Genomic DNA, 14,903 nt, shown 5'->3' with positions numbered 1-14,903 from the left:
CAGGCGCAGCGTCGCAGGCTGTGCAACCTGCCACATTTCAGAACGCGCGTTTTCAAGGTTATCACGCCTTTTGTGCGCCGTTTTCCGTAAACAGGTTGCATTGCCAGTCGGCTCTTTTAACATTGAAGACAATATTCCGGATGAAGCTTCTTATACAGGATACCTCCATGCCCACTTTTACTTTACCGCCGCGCCAGCCTGCCGCGTCGTCTCGTCTGCCGTTAACCCTGATGTCACTGGATAGCTGGGCGCTGGTTTCCATTACCGGTGCCGACAGCACCGCTTACCTGCAGGGTCAGTTAACGCTGGATGTCGCGGCGCTGGATGCAGACCACCATTCGCCCGCCGCACACTGCGATGCTAAAGGCAAAATGTGGAGCAATATGCGCCTGTTCCATCGCGGCGAAGGCTATGCCTATCTGATTCGCCGTGACCTGCGCGACACCCAGTTGACCGAGTTAAAAAAATACGCGGTGTTTTCGAAAGTGACGATGGCGGCTGACGATGAGTCCGTGCTGCTGGGCGTTGCCGGTTTTCAGGCACGCGCCGCGCTGGCGAATCTGTTTGATAGCCTGCCCGACAGCGAGAAACCGGTCGTGCAGCAGGGAGAAACGACGCTGCTGTGGTTCGCCCATCCGGCCGAGCGCTTTCTGATTGTTACCTCGCAGGCACAGGCTGAGACGCTGAAGCAGAAGCTCAACGATGATGCACAGTTCAATGACAGTCAGCAGTGGCTGGCACTGGATATTGAAGCGGGAATTCCGGTGATCGATCCGGCCACCAGCGTGCAGTTTATTCCGCAGGCCACTAACCTGCAGGCGCTGGATGCCATCAGCTTTAAAAAGGGCTGCTATGCCGGTCAGGAGATGGTCGCCAGAGCGAAATATCGCGGTGCCAATAAACGCGCGCTTTACTGGCTGGCGGGTCAGGCCAGTCATCTGCCCGAAGCCAACGCCCCGCTGGAGTTGCAGATGGGTGAACGCTGGCGTCGTACCGGCAGCGTGCTGGCTGCGGTGCAGTTAGATGACGGCATCAGCTGGATTCAGGTGGTGCTGAATAACGATCTGGAGCCGGATAGCGTGCTGCGGGTTGAAGGTGACGAGGGCGGGCATCTGACCATTCAGCCACTACCCTACTCGCTGACTGAAGAGTGATGTAACGTCCAGGCCCTTCCTTTAACGGAAGGGCCATGCCGCAATCTACTCAGCGCACATAGAAGTAGATGGCGCAGAAGTGGCAAAGGCTGCCGCCCAGCACGAACAAATGCCAGATGGCATGGTTATAGGGAATGCGGCGCGCCACATAGAAGATCACGCCCAGCGAATAGATAATCCCGCCTGCGGCCAGCAGCCAGATACAGCCCGCTGGCAGGATCATCGCCAGCTGATAAACCACAATCAGCGACAGCCACCCCATACAGAGATAGGTCACCAGCGACAGCGCTTTAAAGCGATGTGCAATCGTGAGCTTGAACAGAATCCCGGCCAGCGCCAGCCCCCAGATCACCGCCATTAATCCATATGCCAGCGGCGTCCTCAGCCCGACCAGCAGAAACGGCGTATAGGTGCCCGCAATCAGCAGATAGATAGCGCAGTGATCCAGCTTTTTCAGCCAGGGTCTGGCCGGTCCATCCGGAACCGCATGATAGAGCGTCGAGGCCAGAAACAGCAGGATCATGCTACCGCCATAGAGGCTGTAACTGATAAAAGTGAGGGTGTCCGCCTGCCGCGCAGTGGCCTGGTTGATCATCAGTATCAGCCCGACGATACCGAACAGGCAGCCAAGGCCGTGACTGATACTGTTGGCAATTTCTTCAGCAACTGAATAACCCGCAGCGGGCCGGTGTTTTTGAGAGAGTGTAGTGGTCATATCCGGTTCCTGAACAGCTCCATAGCAGTCATAACTGTTACCCAGCGTAGCCAATAATTTTTTCAGTGTACACGTGTACGCTAAAATTATTTAGCTGAAATTCACTCTCCGTTAAACCCGGTGCTGAATCTGGTAAACTGACCGCCGGTCAACTGTTCAATGAGCCATCCATGTTTTCGCATCGCGATCTTGCCCGCCTTAACGATCTGGAAATGCAGGTCTATCAGTTCATCATTAAGCATCGCGAAGGCGTCAGCTACATGACGATCCGCGAGCTGGCTGCGCAGGCTGGTGTCTCCACCACCACCGTGCTGCGTTTCTGCCGCAAGATGGACTGCGAAGGCTGGTCGGAATTCCGCATCCGCCTGCGCTTAAGCGAAAAACAGAGCGCGCCATTGCTCAACACGGCGGGCGTCAGCGAGATGCTGAGCTTTTTTAAAAGTATTAATAACCCGGAATTTGAACAGCTCATCGCCCAGGCCGCGCAGAAAATTAATCAGGCTGAGCGGGTCTTCTTTATTGGTGTCGGCACCTCCGGCAGCCTGGCGAAATATGGCGCGCGCTTTTTCTCCAACCTTGGTAAATTCAGTCATGCGATTGATGACCCCTATTATCCGGTCGCTCCCGATCTCTATGAAAATGCCATTGCCATTATTTTATCCGTCTCTGGTGAAACCGAAGAGATCCTGCGTATTGCCAGCCAGTTCAGTCTGAATAAGTGCAGAATCATTGCGATAACCAATACGGAAAGCTGCTCGCTGGCGAAGATTGGTGATTTCAACCTCTGCTACCATGTGCCGATTATCCGTATGGCGGACAACACGGATATTACGACGCAGGTGCCAGTGACCTATATTATTGAAGCGATCGGCCGCCAGTTGGGCAAATAAAACAGCCTGTTTTTCAGGTGTAACAAACGCAATGACTGGCGCGCTGTTATATCGTGACTTTCATTATTGCCTTGCTACACTCAGCCCAATTTCAATATCCGCAATGGGGTGAAGCATGAGTGCAGAATTGCAGTTACCAAAAGGCTTTCTGTGGGGCGGCGCGGTGGCGGCGCATCAGGTTGAAGGCGGCTGGGATCAGGGCGGCAAAGGCGTCAGCATTGCTGACGTGCTGACCGGCGGTTCGCATGGCGTTGACCGGGTGATCACCGACGGCGTGCAGCCTGGCCATTTTTATCCGAACCACAAGGGCGTGGAGTTTTACTCCCACTACAAAGAGGATGTCGCGCTGTTTGCCGAGATGGGCTTCAAATGCTTCCGCACCTCCATTGCCTGGACCCGCATCTTCCCCAACGGGGATGAGCAGCAGCCCAACGAAGCGGGTCTGCAATTCTATGACGATCTGTTTGATGAACTGCTGAAGTATGGCATTGAACCGGTTATCACCCTTTCGCACTTCGAAATGCCTTATCACCTGGTCAAAGAGTATGGCGGCTGGCATAACCGCAAAGTGGTCGACTTCTTTGTGCGCTTCAGCGAAGTGGTGCTGAATCGCTATAAGAACAAAGTGAAATACTGGATGACTTTTAACGAGATCAATAACCAGCGCAACTGGCAGTATCCGCTGTTTGGTTACTGCTGTTCTGGCGTGATCTTCACCGAACACGAGAAGCCTGAACAGGCAATGTATCAGGTGATGCACCACCAGTTTGTTGCCAGCGCCAGAGTGGTCAAACTCGGTCACGCTATCAATCCTGACTTTCAGATTGGCTGCATGATCGCCATGGTCCCGGTCTACCCGTTTTCCTGCCATCCGGACGATGTGGTGCTGGCCCAGGAGTCGATGCATCAGCGCTATGTGTTCAGTGACGTGCAGATGCGCGGCTACTATCCGGCGTACACCCTGAAAGAGTGGGCGCGCAAAGGGTATAACATCCAGATGGAAGCGGACGATGCCGCGACGCTGCGCCAGGGTTGCGCCGACTATGTCGGCTTCAGCTACTACATGAGTAACGCCGTGAAGACCGATGCCAGCGGCGTTGACGACCCGATTACCGGCTTTGAAGGCGTGGTGAAAAACCCGCATGTGAAAGCGTCAGACTGGGGCTGGCAGATCGACCCGGTGGGCCTGCGCTATGCCATGAACGAGATGTACGAGCGTTATCAGAAGCCGCTGTTTATTGTGGAAAACGGCTTTGGTGCTATCGATAAGCCCAATGCCGACGGGCTGATTGAAGATGATTACCGTATCGACTATCTGCGTGCGCACATCGAAGAGATGAAGAAAGCCGTGACACATGATGGCGTCGAATTAATGGGTTATACGCCGTGGGGCTGCCTGGATTGCGTTTCGTTTACCACCGGCCAGTACGACAAGCGTTACGGCTTTATTCATGTGAATAAAAACGATGATGGCAGCGGCGACTTTTCTCGTGCGAAGAAGAAGAGCTTTAGCTGGTATCAGCAGGTTATCGCCAGCAACGGCGAAAACCTCTGATTCTTCACGCCGCATAAGCTGCGAAGCCACCTAACGCCCACCGGCAGCGTCAATGATGCTGCCGGTGACGTAAGAGGCCGCGTCGCTGGCCAGCCAGACGATCGCTTCCGCCACCTCTTCTGCCTCACCGCCACGTCCCATCGGGATCACGCTGGCAAGCCTGTCTACCCTGCCCGGCTCGCCGCCATCGGCATGCATCTCTGTATAGATGAATCCCGGACGGACGCCGTTGACCCGAATCCCCTGCTGCGCCACTTCCAGCGACAAACCTTTGGTCAGTGTATCCATTGCCCCTTTTGAGGCGGCGTAATCAACATATTCACCGGGCGCACCGATACGCGACGCGGCCGACGAGACGTTTACGATCGCGCCGCCCTGACCGCCGTGATGGGTGCCCATCCGCTTCACCGCCTCACGACAACAGAGAAAGGTCCCGATGACGTTGGTGGCAAAGACCTTATGCAGGCGCGCCGCATCCAGCTGCTCTGTACGGCACTGCTGAAACAGAATCCCGGCGTTGTTCACCAGCAACGCCAGCGGCACAGACTGCTGGTCGAGCTGCGCAAACATTGCCATCACCTGGGCTTCATCACTGATATCCGCCTGAACCGCAAAGGCTTCACCGCCCTGCTGCTGGATCTGTGCCACCAGCTGTTGCGCTTCTGCCTCGCGCTGACGGTAGTTCACCGCAACCCGATAACCCCGCGCGGCCAGTAACAGCGAGGTGGCCCGTCCGATACCGCGGCTGCCACCCGTAACCAGTGCCAGTTTCATGCTGATTCTCCAGAAAAAAGGGCCGACGAAGCGGCCCCTGATGGTTAATGCTTGTCTGTGCGAAGATTACTGATAGTCGCTCATCGGCACGCAGGAGCAGAACAGATTACGGTCGCCAAATACATCATCCAGACGTTTCACCGTCGGCCAGTATTTGTTGTGGCTGCCCGCCGGGAAGACGGCCAGTTCGCGACTGTAAGGATGTGACCACTCGCTGACGATTTCCAGCTGGGTATGTGGCGCATTCACCAGTGGATTGTCGTCCAGCGGCCATTCACCTGCCGTAACCCGGTCAATCTCCATGCGGATCGCCAGCATCGCGTCGATAAAGCGATCCAGTTCGATTTTGCTCTCAGACTCGGTCGGCTCCACCATCAGCGTGCCTGCTACAGGGAAAGACATGGTCGGCGCGTGGAATCCGTAATCGATCAGGCGCTTAGCGATATCCAGCTCACTGATACCGGTCTGCTCTTTCAGCGGGCGGATGTCGAGAATACATTCATGCGCCACGCGTCCGTCACGGCCAGTGTAAAGCACCGGATAGGCGGACTGCAGGCGGCTGGCGATGTAGTTGGCATTCAGAATGGCGACTGAACTGGCCTGCTTCAGCCCTTCCGCACCCATCATGCGAATGTACATCCAGCTGATCGGCAGAATAGAGGCGCTGCCAAACGGCGCTGCGGAGACCGCGCCCTGCTGCGTCAGCACACCGTCAATCTGCACCACGCTGTGCCCCGGAACAAACGGCGCCAGGTGCGCTTTCACGCCAATCGGTCCCATACCCGGACCGCCGCCGCCGTGCGGAATGCAGAAGGTTTTATGCAGATTGAGGTGCGAGACATCGGCGCCGATGTAGCCCGGCGTGGTAATGCCGACCTGCGCATTCATATTCGCGCCATCAAGATAAACCTGGCCGCCGTACTGATGCACAATCTGGCACACCTCACGGATGGTCTCTTCGTAAACGCCGTGGGTGGACGGATACGTCACCATGATGCAGGAGAGCTTATCGCCCGCCTGCGCCGCTTTTTCGCGCAGGTCGCCGAGGTCGATGTTGCCCTGTTTATCGCAGGCCACCACCACCACGTCCATGCCCGCCATCTGGGCTGAAGCCGGGTTCGTACCGTGCGCCGAGCTCGGTATCAGGCAGAGATGACGATCGCCCTCGCCGCGGCTTTCGTGATAGCGGCGGATCGCCAGCAGCCCGGCATATTCACCCTGCGCGCCGGAGTTCGGCTGCATACAGAGTGCGTCATAGCCGGTGAGCTGCACCAGCCACTGTGAAAGCTGGCCGATCATCTGCAGATAGCCGGTCGCCTGTTCCGCCGGGCAGAACGGATGTAATTCTGCAAATTCCGGCCAGGTGATCGGGATCATTTCGGCAGCAGCATTCAGCTTCATGGTGCAGGAACCGAGCGGGATCATCGCCTGATTCAGCGCCAGATCCTTTTTCTCCAGGCTGTGCATGTAACGCATCATCTCGGTTTCGCTGTGATGACGGTTGAACACCGGATGGGTCAGGATCTCGCTGTGGCGTTGCAGGCCAGCCGGAATCGCATGGCTTTCGCTGGCGACTTCGCTGTCGAGCTTTTCCAGATCCTGGCCGTGCTCATCACCCAGCAGAATAGCGAACAGCGCCAGAATATCGTCGCGGCAGGTGGTTTCATCCAGCGTGATGCCAACGGCGTTATGGATGTCACTGCGCAGGTTAACGCCAAAGCTCAGGGCGCGATTCAGCACGGCGGCTTTATCCGCCACTTCCACTGTCAGCGTATCGAACCAGTGCTGATGGCGCAGCTTCAGGCCGCCCTGCTGCAGTCCGGCTGCCAGAATATTCGTGAAGCGGTGAATGCGTGAGGCAATGCGTTTCAGACCGGCCGGGCCGTGGAACACCGCGTAGAGACCGGCGATGTTGGCCAGCAGCACCTGCGACGTACAGATGTTGGAATTAGCCTTTTCACGGCGGATATGTTGTTCGCGGGTCTGCATCGCCATACGCAGCGCCGTATTGCCTGCGGCATCACGTGACACACCGATGATGCGGCCTGGCATGGAGCGTTTATGCTCATCGCGGCTGGCGAAGAAGGCGGCATGCGGGCCGCCGTAACCCATTGGCACGCCGAAGCGCTGAGCGGAACCAAAGACGATGTCTGCGCCCTGCTTACCTGGCGCTTCCAGTAACACCAGCGACATAAAGTCCGCCGCCATGCTGACTACGACTTTGCGTGCTTTCAGCCCGGCAATCAGCGCGCTGTAATCATGCGCTTCACCCGTTGTGCCCACCTGTTGCAATAGCACGCCAAACAGGTCGTCGTGATCGGATGCCTTGTCGGCGCTGTCGATGATCAGTTCGAAGCCGAACGTCTCCGCACGGGTACGGACCACATCCAGCGTCTGCGGATGAATATCGTCGGCAATGAAGAATTTATTGGCGTTTTTGAGCTTACTGACGCGTTTTGCCATTGCCATCGCTTCGGCGGCGGCAGTGGCTTCATCCAGCAGCGAGGCGGACGCGATATCCATGCCGGTGAGATCCAGCGTCAGCTGCTGAAAGTTCAGCAGCGCTTCCAGACGGCCTTGTGAAACTTCAGGCTGATACGGCGTATAGGCGGTGTACCAGCCTGGATTTTCAAGCATGTTACGCAGGATAACCGGCGGGGTAATAACCGCGCTGTATCCCATACCGATCCAGGATTTGTACCGCATATTCTGGCTGGCAATGGCTTTCAGTTCGGCCAGCGCCTGCTGTTCCGTAGCGGCTTCGCCCACCGCGGGCGGGCCAGGCAGCTGAATATCTGCCGGCACAATCGTGCTGATTAACGCGTCCAGCGAACGGGCACCAATCGCGTCAAGCATCTGCGCCTGCTGCTCAGGTGAAGGACCAATATGGCGCTCGATGAATGCACCGTTGTGTTCAAGCTGGCTGAGAGTCTGAGTCATTAGCAGTAAATCCTGAATCGGGCTGGGGGAACCGGAGAGCAAACAGAAATCTGCGGCCTCTGCACGAGGCCGCCTGACGACTACTCGTCGATGGAGGCTTTGTAAGCATCCGCATCCAGCAACGTGTCGATTTCAGACGCGTCGCTGGCTTTGATTTTAAATAACCAGCCGCCGTCATAAGGCTCGCTGTTGACCTGCTCCGGCGAGTCGGTCAGCGCTTCGTTGACCGCCACAATCTCACCGCTGATCGGCGCATAGATGTCTGAGGCCGCTTTAACGGATTCAGCCACCGCGCACTCTTCACCGGCAGCAAACGTCGCGCCCACTTCAGGCAGATCAACAAACACCATGTCGCCCAGTAACTCCTGCGCATGTTCCGTAATCCCCACCGTGTAGCTGCCATCGGCTTCTTTGCGCACCCATTCGTGGCTGTCGCGGTACTTCAACGTATTCGGCACATTGCTCATTGGCCATTTCTCCTGAATAAAATTTACTGGGCGACCGGTTTACCGGCGCGGACAAAAACGGGACGGGTAACCTGAACCGGCATCTGGCGGTTACGGATCTCAACGATGGCAGTGCTGCCAACAGAGGCAGGAACACGCGCCAGGGCGATGCTGTAACCCAGCGTCGGTGAGAAAGAACCACTGGTGATGATGCCTTCCTGCAACTGCCCCTGGTCATCGGTGAAACGCACCGGCTGGCCGTTACGCAGCACCCCTTTTTCTGTGAGGATCAGCCCCACCAGTATTTCGGTGCCACGTTCACGCTGCAGTTCCAGCGCTTCCCGGCCGATGAAATCGCGATCGGCGGGTTCCCAGCAGACGGTCCAGCCCATGTTGGCGGCCAGCGGTGACACGCCTTCATCCATCTCCTGACCATAAAGATTCATACCCGCCTCCAGACGCAGCGTATCGCGTGCGCCAAGGCCAGCCGGTTTTACACCAGCGGCCAGCAGACGCTGCCAGAAATCGGCCGCTTCTTCTGCGGGCATCGCAATTTCATAGCCCGCTTCGCCGGTGTAGCCGGTCGTAGCGATAAACAGGTCACCTGACTGCACACCGAAAAACGGCTTCATGCCAGCGACAGCCAGACGCTGTTCTTCGCTGAACAGGGTCTGCGCTTTCTGCTGCGCCTGCGGCCCCTGCACGGCAATCAGCGCCAGGTCATCACGTTCGGTGAGCGTAATGCCATAGCCCTCTGCGTGTTGGGTAATCCAGGCGAGGTCCTTCTCACGGGTCGCGGAGTTCACCACCAGCCTGAAGAACGCTTCGCTCATAAAGTAAACAATTAAATCATCAATGACGCCACCTGAAGCATTCAGCATGCCGGTGTAGAGCGCTTTACCCGGCTGCGTCAGTTTTGCCACATCATTTGCCAGCAGGTAGCGCAGGAATTCGCGGGTACGCGGACCTGTCAGGTCAACAATGGTCATGTGAGAGACATCAAACATACCGGCGTCGCTGCGCACCACATGATGTTCATCCATCTGGGAGCCATAGTGCAGCGGCATCATCCAGCCATGAAAATCTACCATGCGGGCACCGCAGGCCTGATGCTGTTCAAACAGAGGTGTTTGCTGAGTCATAACCATCCTGTGCAGAAGCGGTTGAGTGCAAAAGTGCGCCGGAATTAAGGGCCGACGCAAACGTTCTCTTACGGCTGACGTTACCACCGAATCTGACGATTAACCATAAGCAAACCGGGGTCGAAAGCAGATGCACAGCCTAACCAGGAACAGCTGACCACAGGATAAAAAACTGCAATTTTGTGATTAATCGCGCAATAAATGCAGGGCTTTTAAATATACGCAGCAAATTTATGCGGGATGGCATTCAGGATGTTAAAAAAATTCCGCACCCTGCCAGGAGATGAATGAGAAAAAGTAATGCGAATTCGGCCGCAAAATTAGAATAAATCAAACGAAGATCCCTGATGGTGCAGCGTTGCCTTTTGGTGGTGCAGAGGGGTTAAGGGATAAAAAAAGCCAGCAGATGCTGGCTTATCAGAAGGTGTGGATTTAGCGTAGCCAGGCGGGCAAATCATTCAGGCCCATCGCCTGCTTCAGCATCATGGGTTTTACCCCAGGCAGGCGATCGGCCAGTTTCAGACCGACGTCGCGCAGCAGTTTTTTTGCCGGATTATTACCGGCGAACATTTCACGGAAGCCCTGCATTCCCGCCAGCATCATGGCAGCACTGTGCTTACGGCTGCGCTCGTAGCGACGCAGATAAAGGTGCTGACCAATATCTTTACCCTGCTGATGCAGACGGCGAATTTCACCAATCAATTCGGCGGCATCCATAAAGCCAAGGTTAACGCCCTGACCCGCCAGTGGATGAATGGTGTGGGCCGCATCGCCCACCAGCGCCAGGCGGTGTGCCGCAAAGTTGCGAGCATAGCGCGCCACCAGCGGGAACGACTGACGCTCGCTCTCGAGCTGGCACAGGCCAAGGCGCATATCAAACGCCACTGAGAGATGCTGATTGAACAGCGCTTCCGGCATGGTTTCCAGACGACTCGCTTCCTGCGGCGAGAGCGACCAGACGATGGAGCTCAGATGGGGATCCTGCATCGGCAGGAAAGCCAGAATGCCGTCGCCGTGGAACACCTGGCGCGCTACCGCATCGTGAGGCTTCTCAGTGCGGACGTTAGCCACTAACGCATGGTGATCGTAATCCCAGAAGGTCAGCGGAATATCGGCTTTATTACGCAGCCAGGAGTTAGCCCCGTCAGCGGCAATCATTAATCGCGCGCTTAACATGCTGCCATCCTGCAGGGTAATAAAGGCTTCGTTGTCGCCAAATGCCACCTGCTGTAACTGCGAGGGTGCCATCAGCGTTACGTCACTGCAGGCGCTGGCGCGTTGCCAGAGCGCGTTATGAATCACCGGGTTTTCGATGATATGGCCCAGATGCGACAGGCCCTGCTGCTCATCATCAAAGGCGATGGTGCCGAAACTGTCCTTATCCCACACTTCCATGCCGTGATATGCGCGGCAGCGCAGCGAGAGAATGGTCGACCAGACATCCAGCTTCTGCAGCAGCCGTTCGCTGGCAGCATTGATTGCCGACACGCGAATGGACGGAGACGCACTCAGCGCCAGCGGTGGCTCCGGCGATTTTTCCAGCACGGCGATGCGCAGCCCGCTGCCCTGCAAGCCGCAGGCCACCGCCAGCCCCACCATACCGCCACCGGCAATCACCACATCAAAAGTTTGCATCTGAGCCTCTTTATTAACGCTTAACCCAGCCAAGCGTACGCTCAGCCAGTTGATTTCGTAACCACGGCAGATGATCCATCGCCAGCAGACCCAGGTTGCGACCGGCCACCATCGGGCCATAGCGATTCGCAAAGACACGAACCAGACCGTCGGTAATACCGATAGTCGCGGCGCGGTCGGGCTGACGACGCTGCTGGTAATGGTTCAGCACCGCATAGCTGCCGGGGTCCTGCTGCTGGCGATGGGCGGCGGCCAGGGTTTCGGCCAGCGACATCACATCCCGCAGGCCAAGATTGAAGCCCTGACCAGCAATCGGATGCAGCGTCTGTGCTGCATTGCCCACCACCGCCACGCGGTGGGTCACGGGCGAGATCGCCCGGTGGAGTGCCAGCGGGTAATATTCACGCTGACCGGTGTGGGTGAATTTGCCCAGGCGCCAGCCAAAGGCACGCTGAAGCTGGCTCAGAAATTCGGCCTCGCTCCACTGCTCAATGCGTTCACGCTGCGAAAGCGGATGACACCAGACCAGTGACAGACGGTTGCCGGACATCGGCAGCAACGCCAGCGGGCCATGTTCGGTGAAACGCTCGAATGCCCGGCCCTGATGAGGCAACGCAGTGGTGACATTGGCAATCGCTGCGAGCTGCTGATAGTCGTCCCGCTGCCACTGAATACCGCACGAGGCGGCCAGCGCAGAGCGCGTGCCATCCGCCGCTACCAGCAGTTTGCCGCTCAGTTGCTCGCCACTGTCCAGCGTCACCTCAACCTGCTGCTCGCTGCGTTGGGCATGCGTAACGCGCGCCGGACAGCGCAGCGTCACGCCTGGCGCTTTTTTCAGTTCAGCAAATAGCCGCTGACCGACGTCAAACAGTTCGACCACCTGTCCCAGCGCCGGAATCGCGTAATCAGCCGCTGCCAGCGACACAAAGCCAGCGTGCCCGCGGTCGGAAACATGGATATCGGTAATCGGGGTGGCACAACTGGCGATGCGCTGCCACAGATTGATGTCCGCCAGCTGCTGGCAGGTGCCGGCAGAGAGCGCAATCGCGCGGCCATCGAAACCAGGATGCGCCCGACTGCCAGGCTCACTGCTTTCAATCAGCGTCACCGGCAGTGTGCCCTGGGTGAGATGGGAGATCGCCAGCGCCAGCATCGCCCCGGTCATGCCGCCTCCGGCAATCAGAATCGTCATGCCTGTTTTGCCGCCGCCATCAGTGCTTCAATCTCATCGGCCTCTTTCACCACGCTGTCGGTGAGATTCTCAATGCCATCTTCCGTAATCACAATGTCATCTTCAATTCGGATGCCGATGCCGCGATACTGTGCGGGCACGTCCGCATCCGGGGCGATATAAAGGCCCGGCTCGACGGTTAACACCATGCCCGGCTCCAGAATCCGGTCGCGGCTCGGCGTGCCATAGTGACCGACATCGTGCACATCCAGCCCCAGCCAGTGGCTCAGGCCGTGCATAAAGAACCGACGATGCGCCTCTTCGGCAAGCAGGGTATCAACGTCGCCCTCAAGGATGCCCAGTTCAACCAGACCGGTAATCATGATGCGCACCACTTCATCATTCACTTCACGAATGCTGACGCCAGGGCGGAACATCTCAAGCGATCGCTTCAGCGAAGCCAGCACGATGTCGTAAATCGCGCGCTGCGCCGGGCTGAATTTGCCGTTAACCGGGAAGGTGCGGGTGATATCGCCCGCATAGCCGTAGAATTCACAGCCTGCATCGATCAGCACCAGATCGCCGTCACGCATCTCACTTTCGTTTTCGGTGTAGTGCAGAATACAGCCGTTCTCACCGGCCCCCACAATGGTGTTGTAGGAGGGATAACGCGCGCCGTGGCGGGTAAATTCGTGATGAATTTCACCTTCAAGCTGGTACTCAAACATGCCGGGCTGACAGATTTGCATGGCACGGGTATGCGCCAGTGCGCTGATTTCCCCGGCGCGACGTAACAATGCAATCTCCTCAGCATCTTTGAACAGGCGCATTTCATGCACCCACGGTCGCCAGTCAGTGACGGTGGCCGGCGCACTGAGATTCTGACGGAAACCGCGACGCAGCTTGTCCAGCGCGCTGAACACCAGCGTATCCGCATGGGCATATTCGCCCTGCGCATGGTAAATGACGTCAAGGCCATTCAGCAGCAGGTGGAGTTGTTCACCGATATCACTCCAGGGTAAGGCACGATCAACGCCCAGTTTTTCGGGAGCCGCCTCCTGGCCCAGCCGACGTCCAGACCAGACTTCTGCTGCCGGGTCACGCACGCGGTTAAACAGCACGCTGTGATTATGATTTTCATCGCTTTTGATCAGCACCAGCAGTGCCTGCGGCTCGTTAAAGCCGGTGAAATAGCTGAAGTCGCTGCTCTGACGAAACGGGTATTCCGTGTCATTACTGCGTGTCACTTCTGGCGCAGCAAAAATCAGCGCTGCGCTGCCAGGCGCCATCTTTGCCAGCAGCGCCTGACGACGCTGCAGGTATCGTTCCAGTGAAATCATCTCTGCACTCCCTGTAAACTGACCGGTTAAACGCGTTGACCTGAAATTAGTGTAGCGTCGGTTTTTGCACTTCTGGCGCGGTGGGCTGGGGACGGGTAAACGTATCGTGGCACAGCAGTGCGGCGACACGCACATACTCGATCACCTCTTCCAGCGACTGCTCCAGCTCTTCCTGGTCTTCATCTTCTTCGTAACCAAGCTGGGCGATAGTGCGCAAATCGTCGATTGCTTCGCCGGTTTCGCCGGTGACCTTATCCAGTTTAGGCTGTGTTACGCCCAGGCCGAGCAGAAAATGGTTAACCCAGCCTGCCAGTGCATCTGCGCGGTCAAAGACAGTGATGTCATCGTCAGCAGGAAGCATCAGCTGAAACAGGAAGCCGTCATCTTCCAGCGTGGTGGCCGTGTGCTCGTGCAGCGCCGCCAGCGGCACGGCAAGAGTGTGTGAAAACGCCATGCCTTCGTTAGCCAGATCGTGTACCAGCGTCTTCCAGCTGGTGTCCTGGTTACCGCCACAGAGGATCCCGCTCAGCAGGCCATGCATTTCCGCGGGCGTCATGCCAACGCCCTGCTGGGAGAGCACAGCCGCGAGCGCGTCGTAATCGGGGGTTGCGTTCTGTAAGGACATAAGTTTTCATCGTCGTTGGCAGAATAAGTTCGTGTTATGCTACCACTAGCTGCCTCAAGGTTTCCAGAAAAGGGGTTGTATCTTATTTCGTGGGTCTATATAGTTGCCCGCCTCCCAAGCCATTGACTGCTAAGGGAGTTGCGAGCGAAGTAATCAGTCAGGAAGGTGGCATGTCTGCACAACCGGTAGATTTACAAATTTTTGGTCGTTCGTTGAGAGTGAATTGTCCGCCAGAGCAGCAAGATGCGCTCAATAGCGCGGCTGAAGATCTCAATCAACGGTTGCAAGATCTAAAAGTTCGCACTAGAGTCACAAATACAGAACAACTGGTGTTCATCGCCGCGTTAAACGTCTGCCACGAGCTGGCGCAAGAGAAAGTGAAAACGCGCGATTATGCTGCTAATATGGAACAGCGTATTCGTATGCTGCAGCAGACGATAGAACAGGCACTGGTTGAGCAAGGTCGCATCTCTGAGCGTGAAGGTGCGAAGTTCGAATAAAACTTCATGGTTGCTA

The 14,903-nt window shown here is 56.8% G+C and carries 13 protein-coding genes; 4 read left to right on the top strand and 9 right to left on the bottom strand.

Annotation, left to right across the window (positions count from 1 at the left end; translation table 11 throughout):
• Positions 1 to 167 precede the first annotated feature (167 nt).
• Positions 168 to 1,154, top strand: coding sequence for a tRNA-modifying protein YgfZ (gene ygfZ, locus IV493_RS02840; RefSeq protein ID WP_195857699.1), 987 nt, complete (start codon positions 168 to 170; stop codon positions 1,152 to 1,154).
• Positions 1,155 to 1,203: 49 nt separating this feature from the next.
• Here the strand turns inward: ygfZ and IV493_RS02835 are convergent, their stop codons facing one another.
• A complete protein-coding gene (locus IV493_RS02835) occupies positions 1,204 to 1,869 on the bottom strand; it encodes a hemolysin III family protein (RefSeq protein ID WP_013358939.1) in 666 nt (221 codons plus the stop codon).
• 170 nt (positions 1,870 to 2,039) lie between these two features.
• On the opposite strand from IV493_RS02835, the gene IV493_RS02830 reads away from it, so the two are divergent.
• Both IV493_RS02830 and IV493_RS02825 read left to right on the top strand, forming a co-directional pair.
• Entirely contained in the window at positions 2,040 to 2,759 is a 720-nt protein-coding gene (locus IV493_RS02830) for a MurR/RpiR family transcriptional regulator (protein ID WP_013358940.1), read from the top strand.
• A gap of 115 nt (positions 2,760 to 2,874) precedes the next feature.
• On the top strand, positions 2,875 to 4,314 hold the full coding sequence (locus IV493_RS02825; RefSeq protein WP_195857698.1) for a 6-phospho-beta-glucosidase: 1,440 nt from the start codon (positions 2,875 to 2,877) through the stop codon (positions 4,312 to 4,314).
• A 30-nt stretch (positions 4,315 to 4,344) separates the two neighbouring features.
• On the opposite strand, the gene IV493_RS02820 is transcribed toward IV493_RS02825, so the two are convergent.
• The 8 genes from IV493_RS02820 to IV493_RS02785 form a co-directional block, all read right to left on the bottom strand.
• Complete coding sequence (locus IV493_RS02820; protein WP_195857697.1) at positions 4,345 to 5,088, bottom strand: SDR family oxidoreductase; 744 nt, start codon at positions 5,086 to 5,088, stop codon at positions 4,345 to 4,347.
• Positions 5,089 to 5,154: 66 nt separating this feature from the next.
• Complete coding sequence (gcvP, locus tag IV493_RS02815; RefSeq protein ID WP_195857696.1) at positions 5,155 to 8,028, bottom strand: aminomethyl-transferring glycine dehydrogenase; 2,874 nt, start codon at positions 8,026 to 8,028, stop codon at positions 5,155 to 5,157.
• Between the two features lie 80 nt (positions 8,029 to 8,108).
• A complete protein-coding gene (gene gcvH / locus IV493_RS02810) occupies positions 8,109 to 8,495 on the bottom strand; it encodes a glycine cleavage system protein GcvH (protein WP_033733675.1) in 387 nt (128 codons plus the stop codon).
• Positions 8,496 to 8,518: 23 nt separating this feature from the next.
• On the bottom strand, positions 8,519 to 9,616 hold the full coding sequence (gene gcvT / locus IV493_RS02805; RefSeq protein ID WP_195857695.1) for a glycine cleavage system aminomethyltransferase GcvT: 1,098 nt from the start codon (positions 9,614 to 9,616) through the stop codon (positions 8,519 to 8,521).
• Positions 9,617 to 10,048: 432 nt separating this feature from the next.
• The gene (gene ubiI / locus IV493_RS02800; protein WP_195857694.1) at positions 10,049 to 11,251 is read right to left on the bottom strand and encodes an FAD-dependent 2-octaprenylphenol hydroxylase; all 1,203 of its coding nucleotides are present in this window, start codon (positions 11,249 to 11,251) and stop codon (positions 10,049 to 10,051) included.
• A gap of 13 nt (positions 11,252 to 11,264) precedes the next feature.
• Positions 11,265 to 12,443, bottom strand: a complete 1,179-nt coding sequence (gene ubiH / locus IV493_RS02795; RefSeq protein WP_195857693.1) for a 2-octaprenyl-6-methoxyphenyl hydroxylase — start codon at positions 12,441 to 12,443, stop codon at positions 11,265 to 11,267.
• On the bottom strand, positions 12,440 to 13,762 hold the full coding sequence (gene pepP, locus IV493_RS02790) for a Xaa-Pro aminopeptidase (protein WP_081463853.1): 1,323 nt from the start codon (positions 13,760 to 13,762) through the stop codon (positions 12,440 to 12,442). Before pepP ends, ubiH begins: the two co-directional genes overlap by 4 nt.
• A 46-nt stretch (positions 13,763 to 13,808) precedes the next feature.
• Positions 13,809 to 14,387, bottom strand: coding sequence for a YecA family protein (locus IV493_RS02785; RefSeq protein WP_195857692.1), 579 nt, complete (start codon positions 14,385 to 14,387; stop codon positions 13,809 to 13,811).
• A gap of 170 nt (positions 14,388 to 14,557) precedes the next feature.
• Between IV493_RS02785 and zapA the strand changes: the two genes are divergently transcribed.
• Positions 14,558 to 14,887: a cell division protein ZapA gene (gene zapA / locus IV493_RS02780; protein WP_008925677.1), complete on the top strand. Its 330-nt coding sequence runs from the start codon at positions 14,558 to 14,560 to the stop codon at positions 14,885 to 14,887.
• The last annotated feature ends 16 nt before the right edge of the window (positions 14,888 to 14,903 follow it).

The sequence above is a fragment of the Pantoea sp. SM3640 genome (assembly GCF_015654165.1).
Lineage (GTDB): Bacteria > Pseudomonadota > Gammaproteobacteria > Enterobacterales > Enterobacteriaceae > Pantoea > Pantoea vagans.
This window is presented reverse-complemented; position numbering and strand designations above follow the sequence as displayed.

Bases quoted from the DNA above. Each gene is read 5' to 3' on its own strand.
- ygfZ (WP_195857699.1), top strand. From the start codon at position 168: ATGCCCACTTTTACTTTACCGCCGCGCCAGCCTGCCGCGTCGTCTCGT.
- IV493_RS02835 (WP_013358939.1), bottom strand. From the start codon at position 1,869: ATGACCACTACACTCTCTCAAAAACACCGGCCCGCTGCGGGTTATTCA.
- IV493_RS02830 (WP_013358940.1), top strand. From the start codon at position 2,040: ATGTTTTCGCATCGCGATCTTGCCCGCCTTAACGATCTGGAAATGCAG.
- IV493_RS02825 (WP_195857698.1), top strand. From the start codon at position 2,875: ATGAGTGCAGAATTGCAGTTACCAAAAGGCTTTCTGTGGGGCGGCGCG.
- IV493_RS02820 (WP_195857697.1), bottom strand. From the start codon at position 5,088: ATGAAACTGGCACTGGTTACGGGTGGCAGCCGCGGTATCGGACGGGCC.
- gcvP (WP_195857696.1), bottom strand. From the start codon at position 8,028: ATGACTCAGACTCTCAGCCAGCTTGAACACAACGGTGCATTCATCGAG.
- gcvH (WP_033733675.1), bottom strand. From the start codon at position 8,495: ATGAGCAATGTGCCGAATACGTTGAAGTACCGCGACAGCCACGAATGG.
- gcvT (WP_195857695.1), bottom strand. From the start codon at position 9,616: ATGACTCAGCAAACACCTCTGTTTGAACAGCATCAGGCCTGCGGTGCC.
- ubiI (WP_195857694.1), bottom strand. From the start codon at position 11,251: ATGCAAACTTTTGATGTGGTGATTGCCGGTGGCGGTATGGTGGGGCTG.
- ubiH (WP_195857693.1), bottom strand. From the start codon at position 12,443: ATGACGATTCTGATTGCCGGAGGCGGCATGACCGGGGCGATGCTGGCG.
- pepP (WP_081463853.1), bottom strand. From the start codon at position 13,762: ATGATTTCACTGGAACGATACCTGCAGCGTCGTCAGGCGCTGCTGGCA.
- IV493_RS02785 (WP_195857692.1), bottom strand. From the start codon at position 14,387: ATGTCCTTACAGAACGCAACCCCCGATTACGACGCGCTCGCGGCTGTG.
- zapA (WP_008925677.1), top strand. From the start codon at position 14,558: ATGTCTGCACAACCGGTAGATTTACAAATTTTTGGTCGTTCGTTGAGA.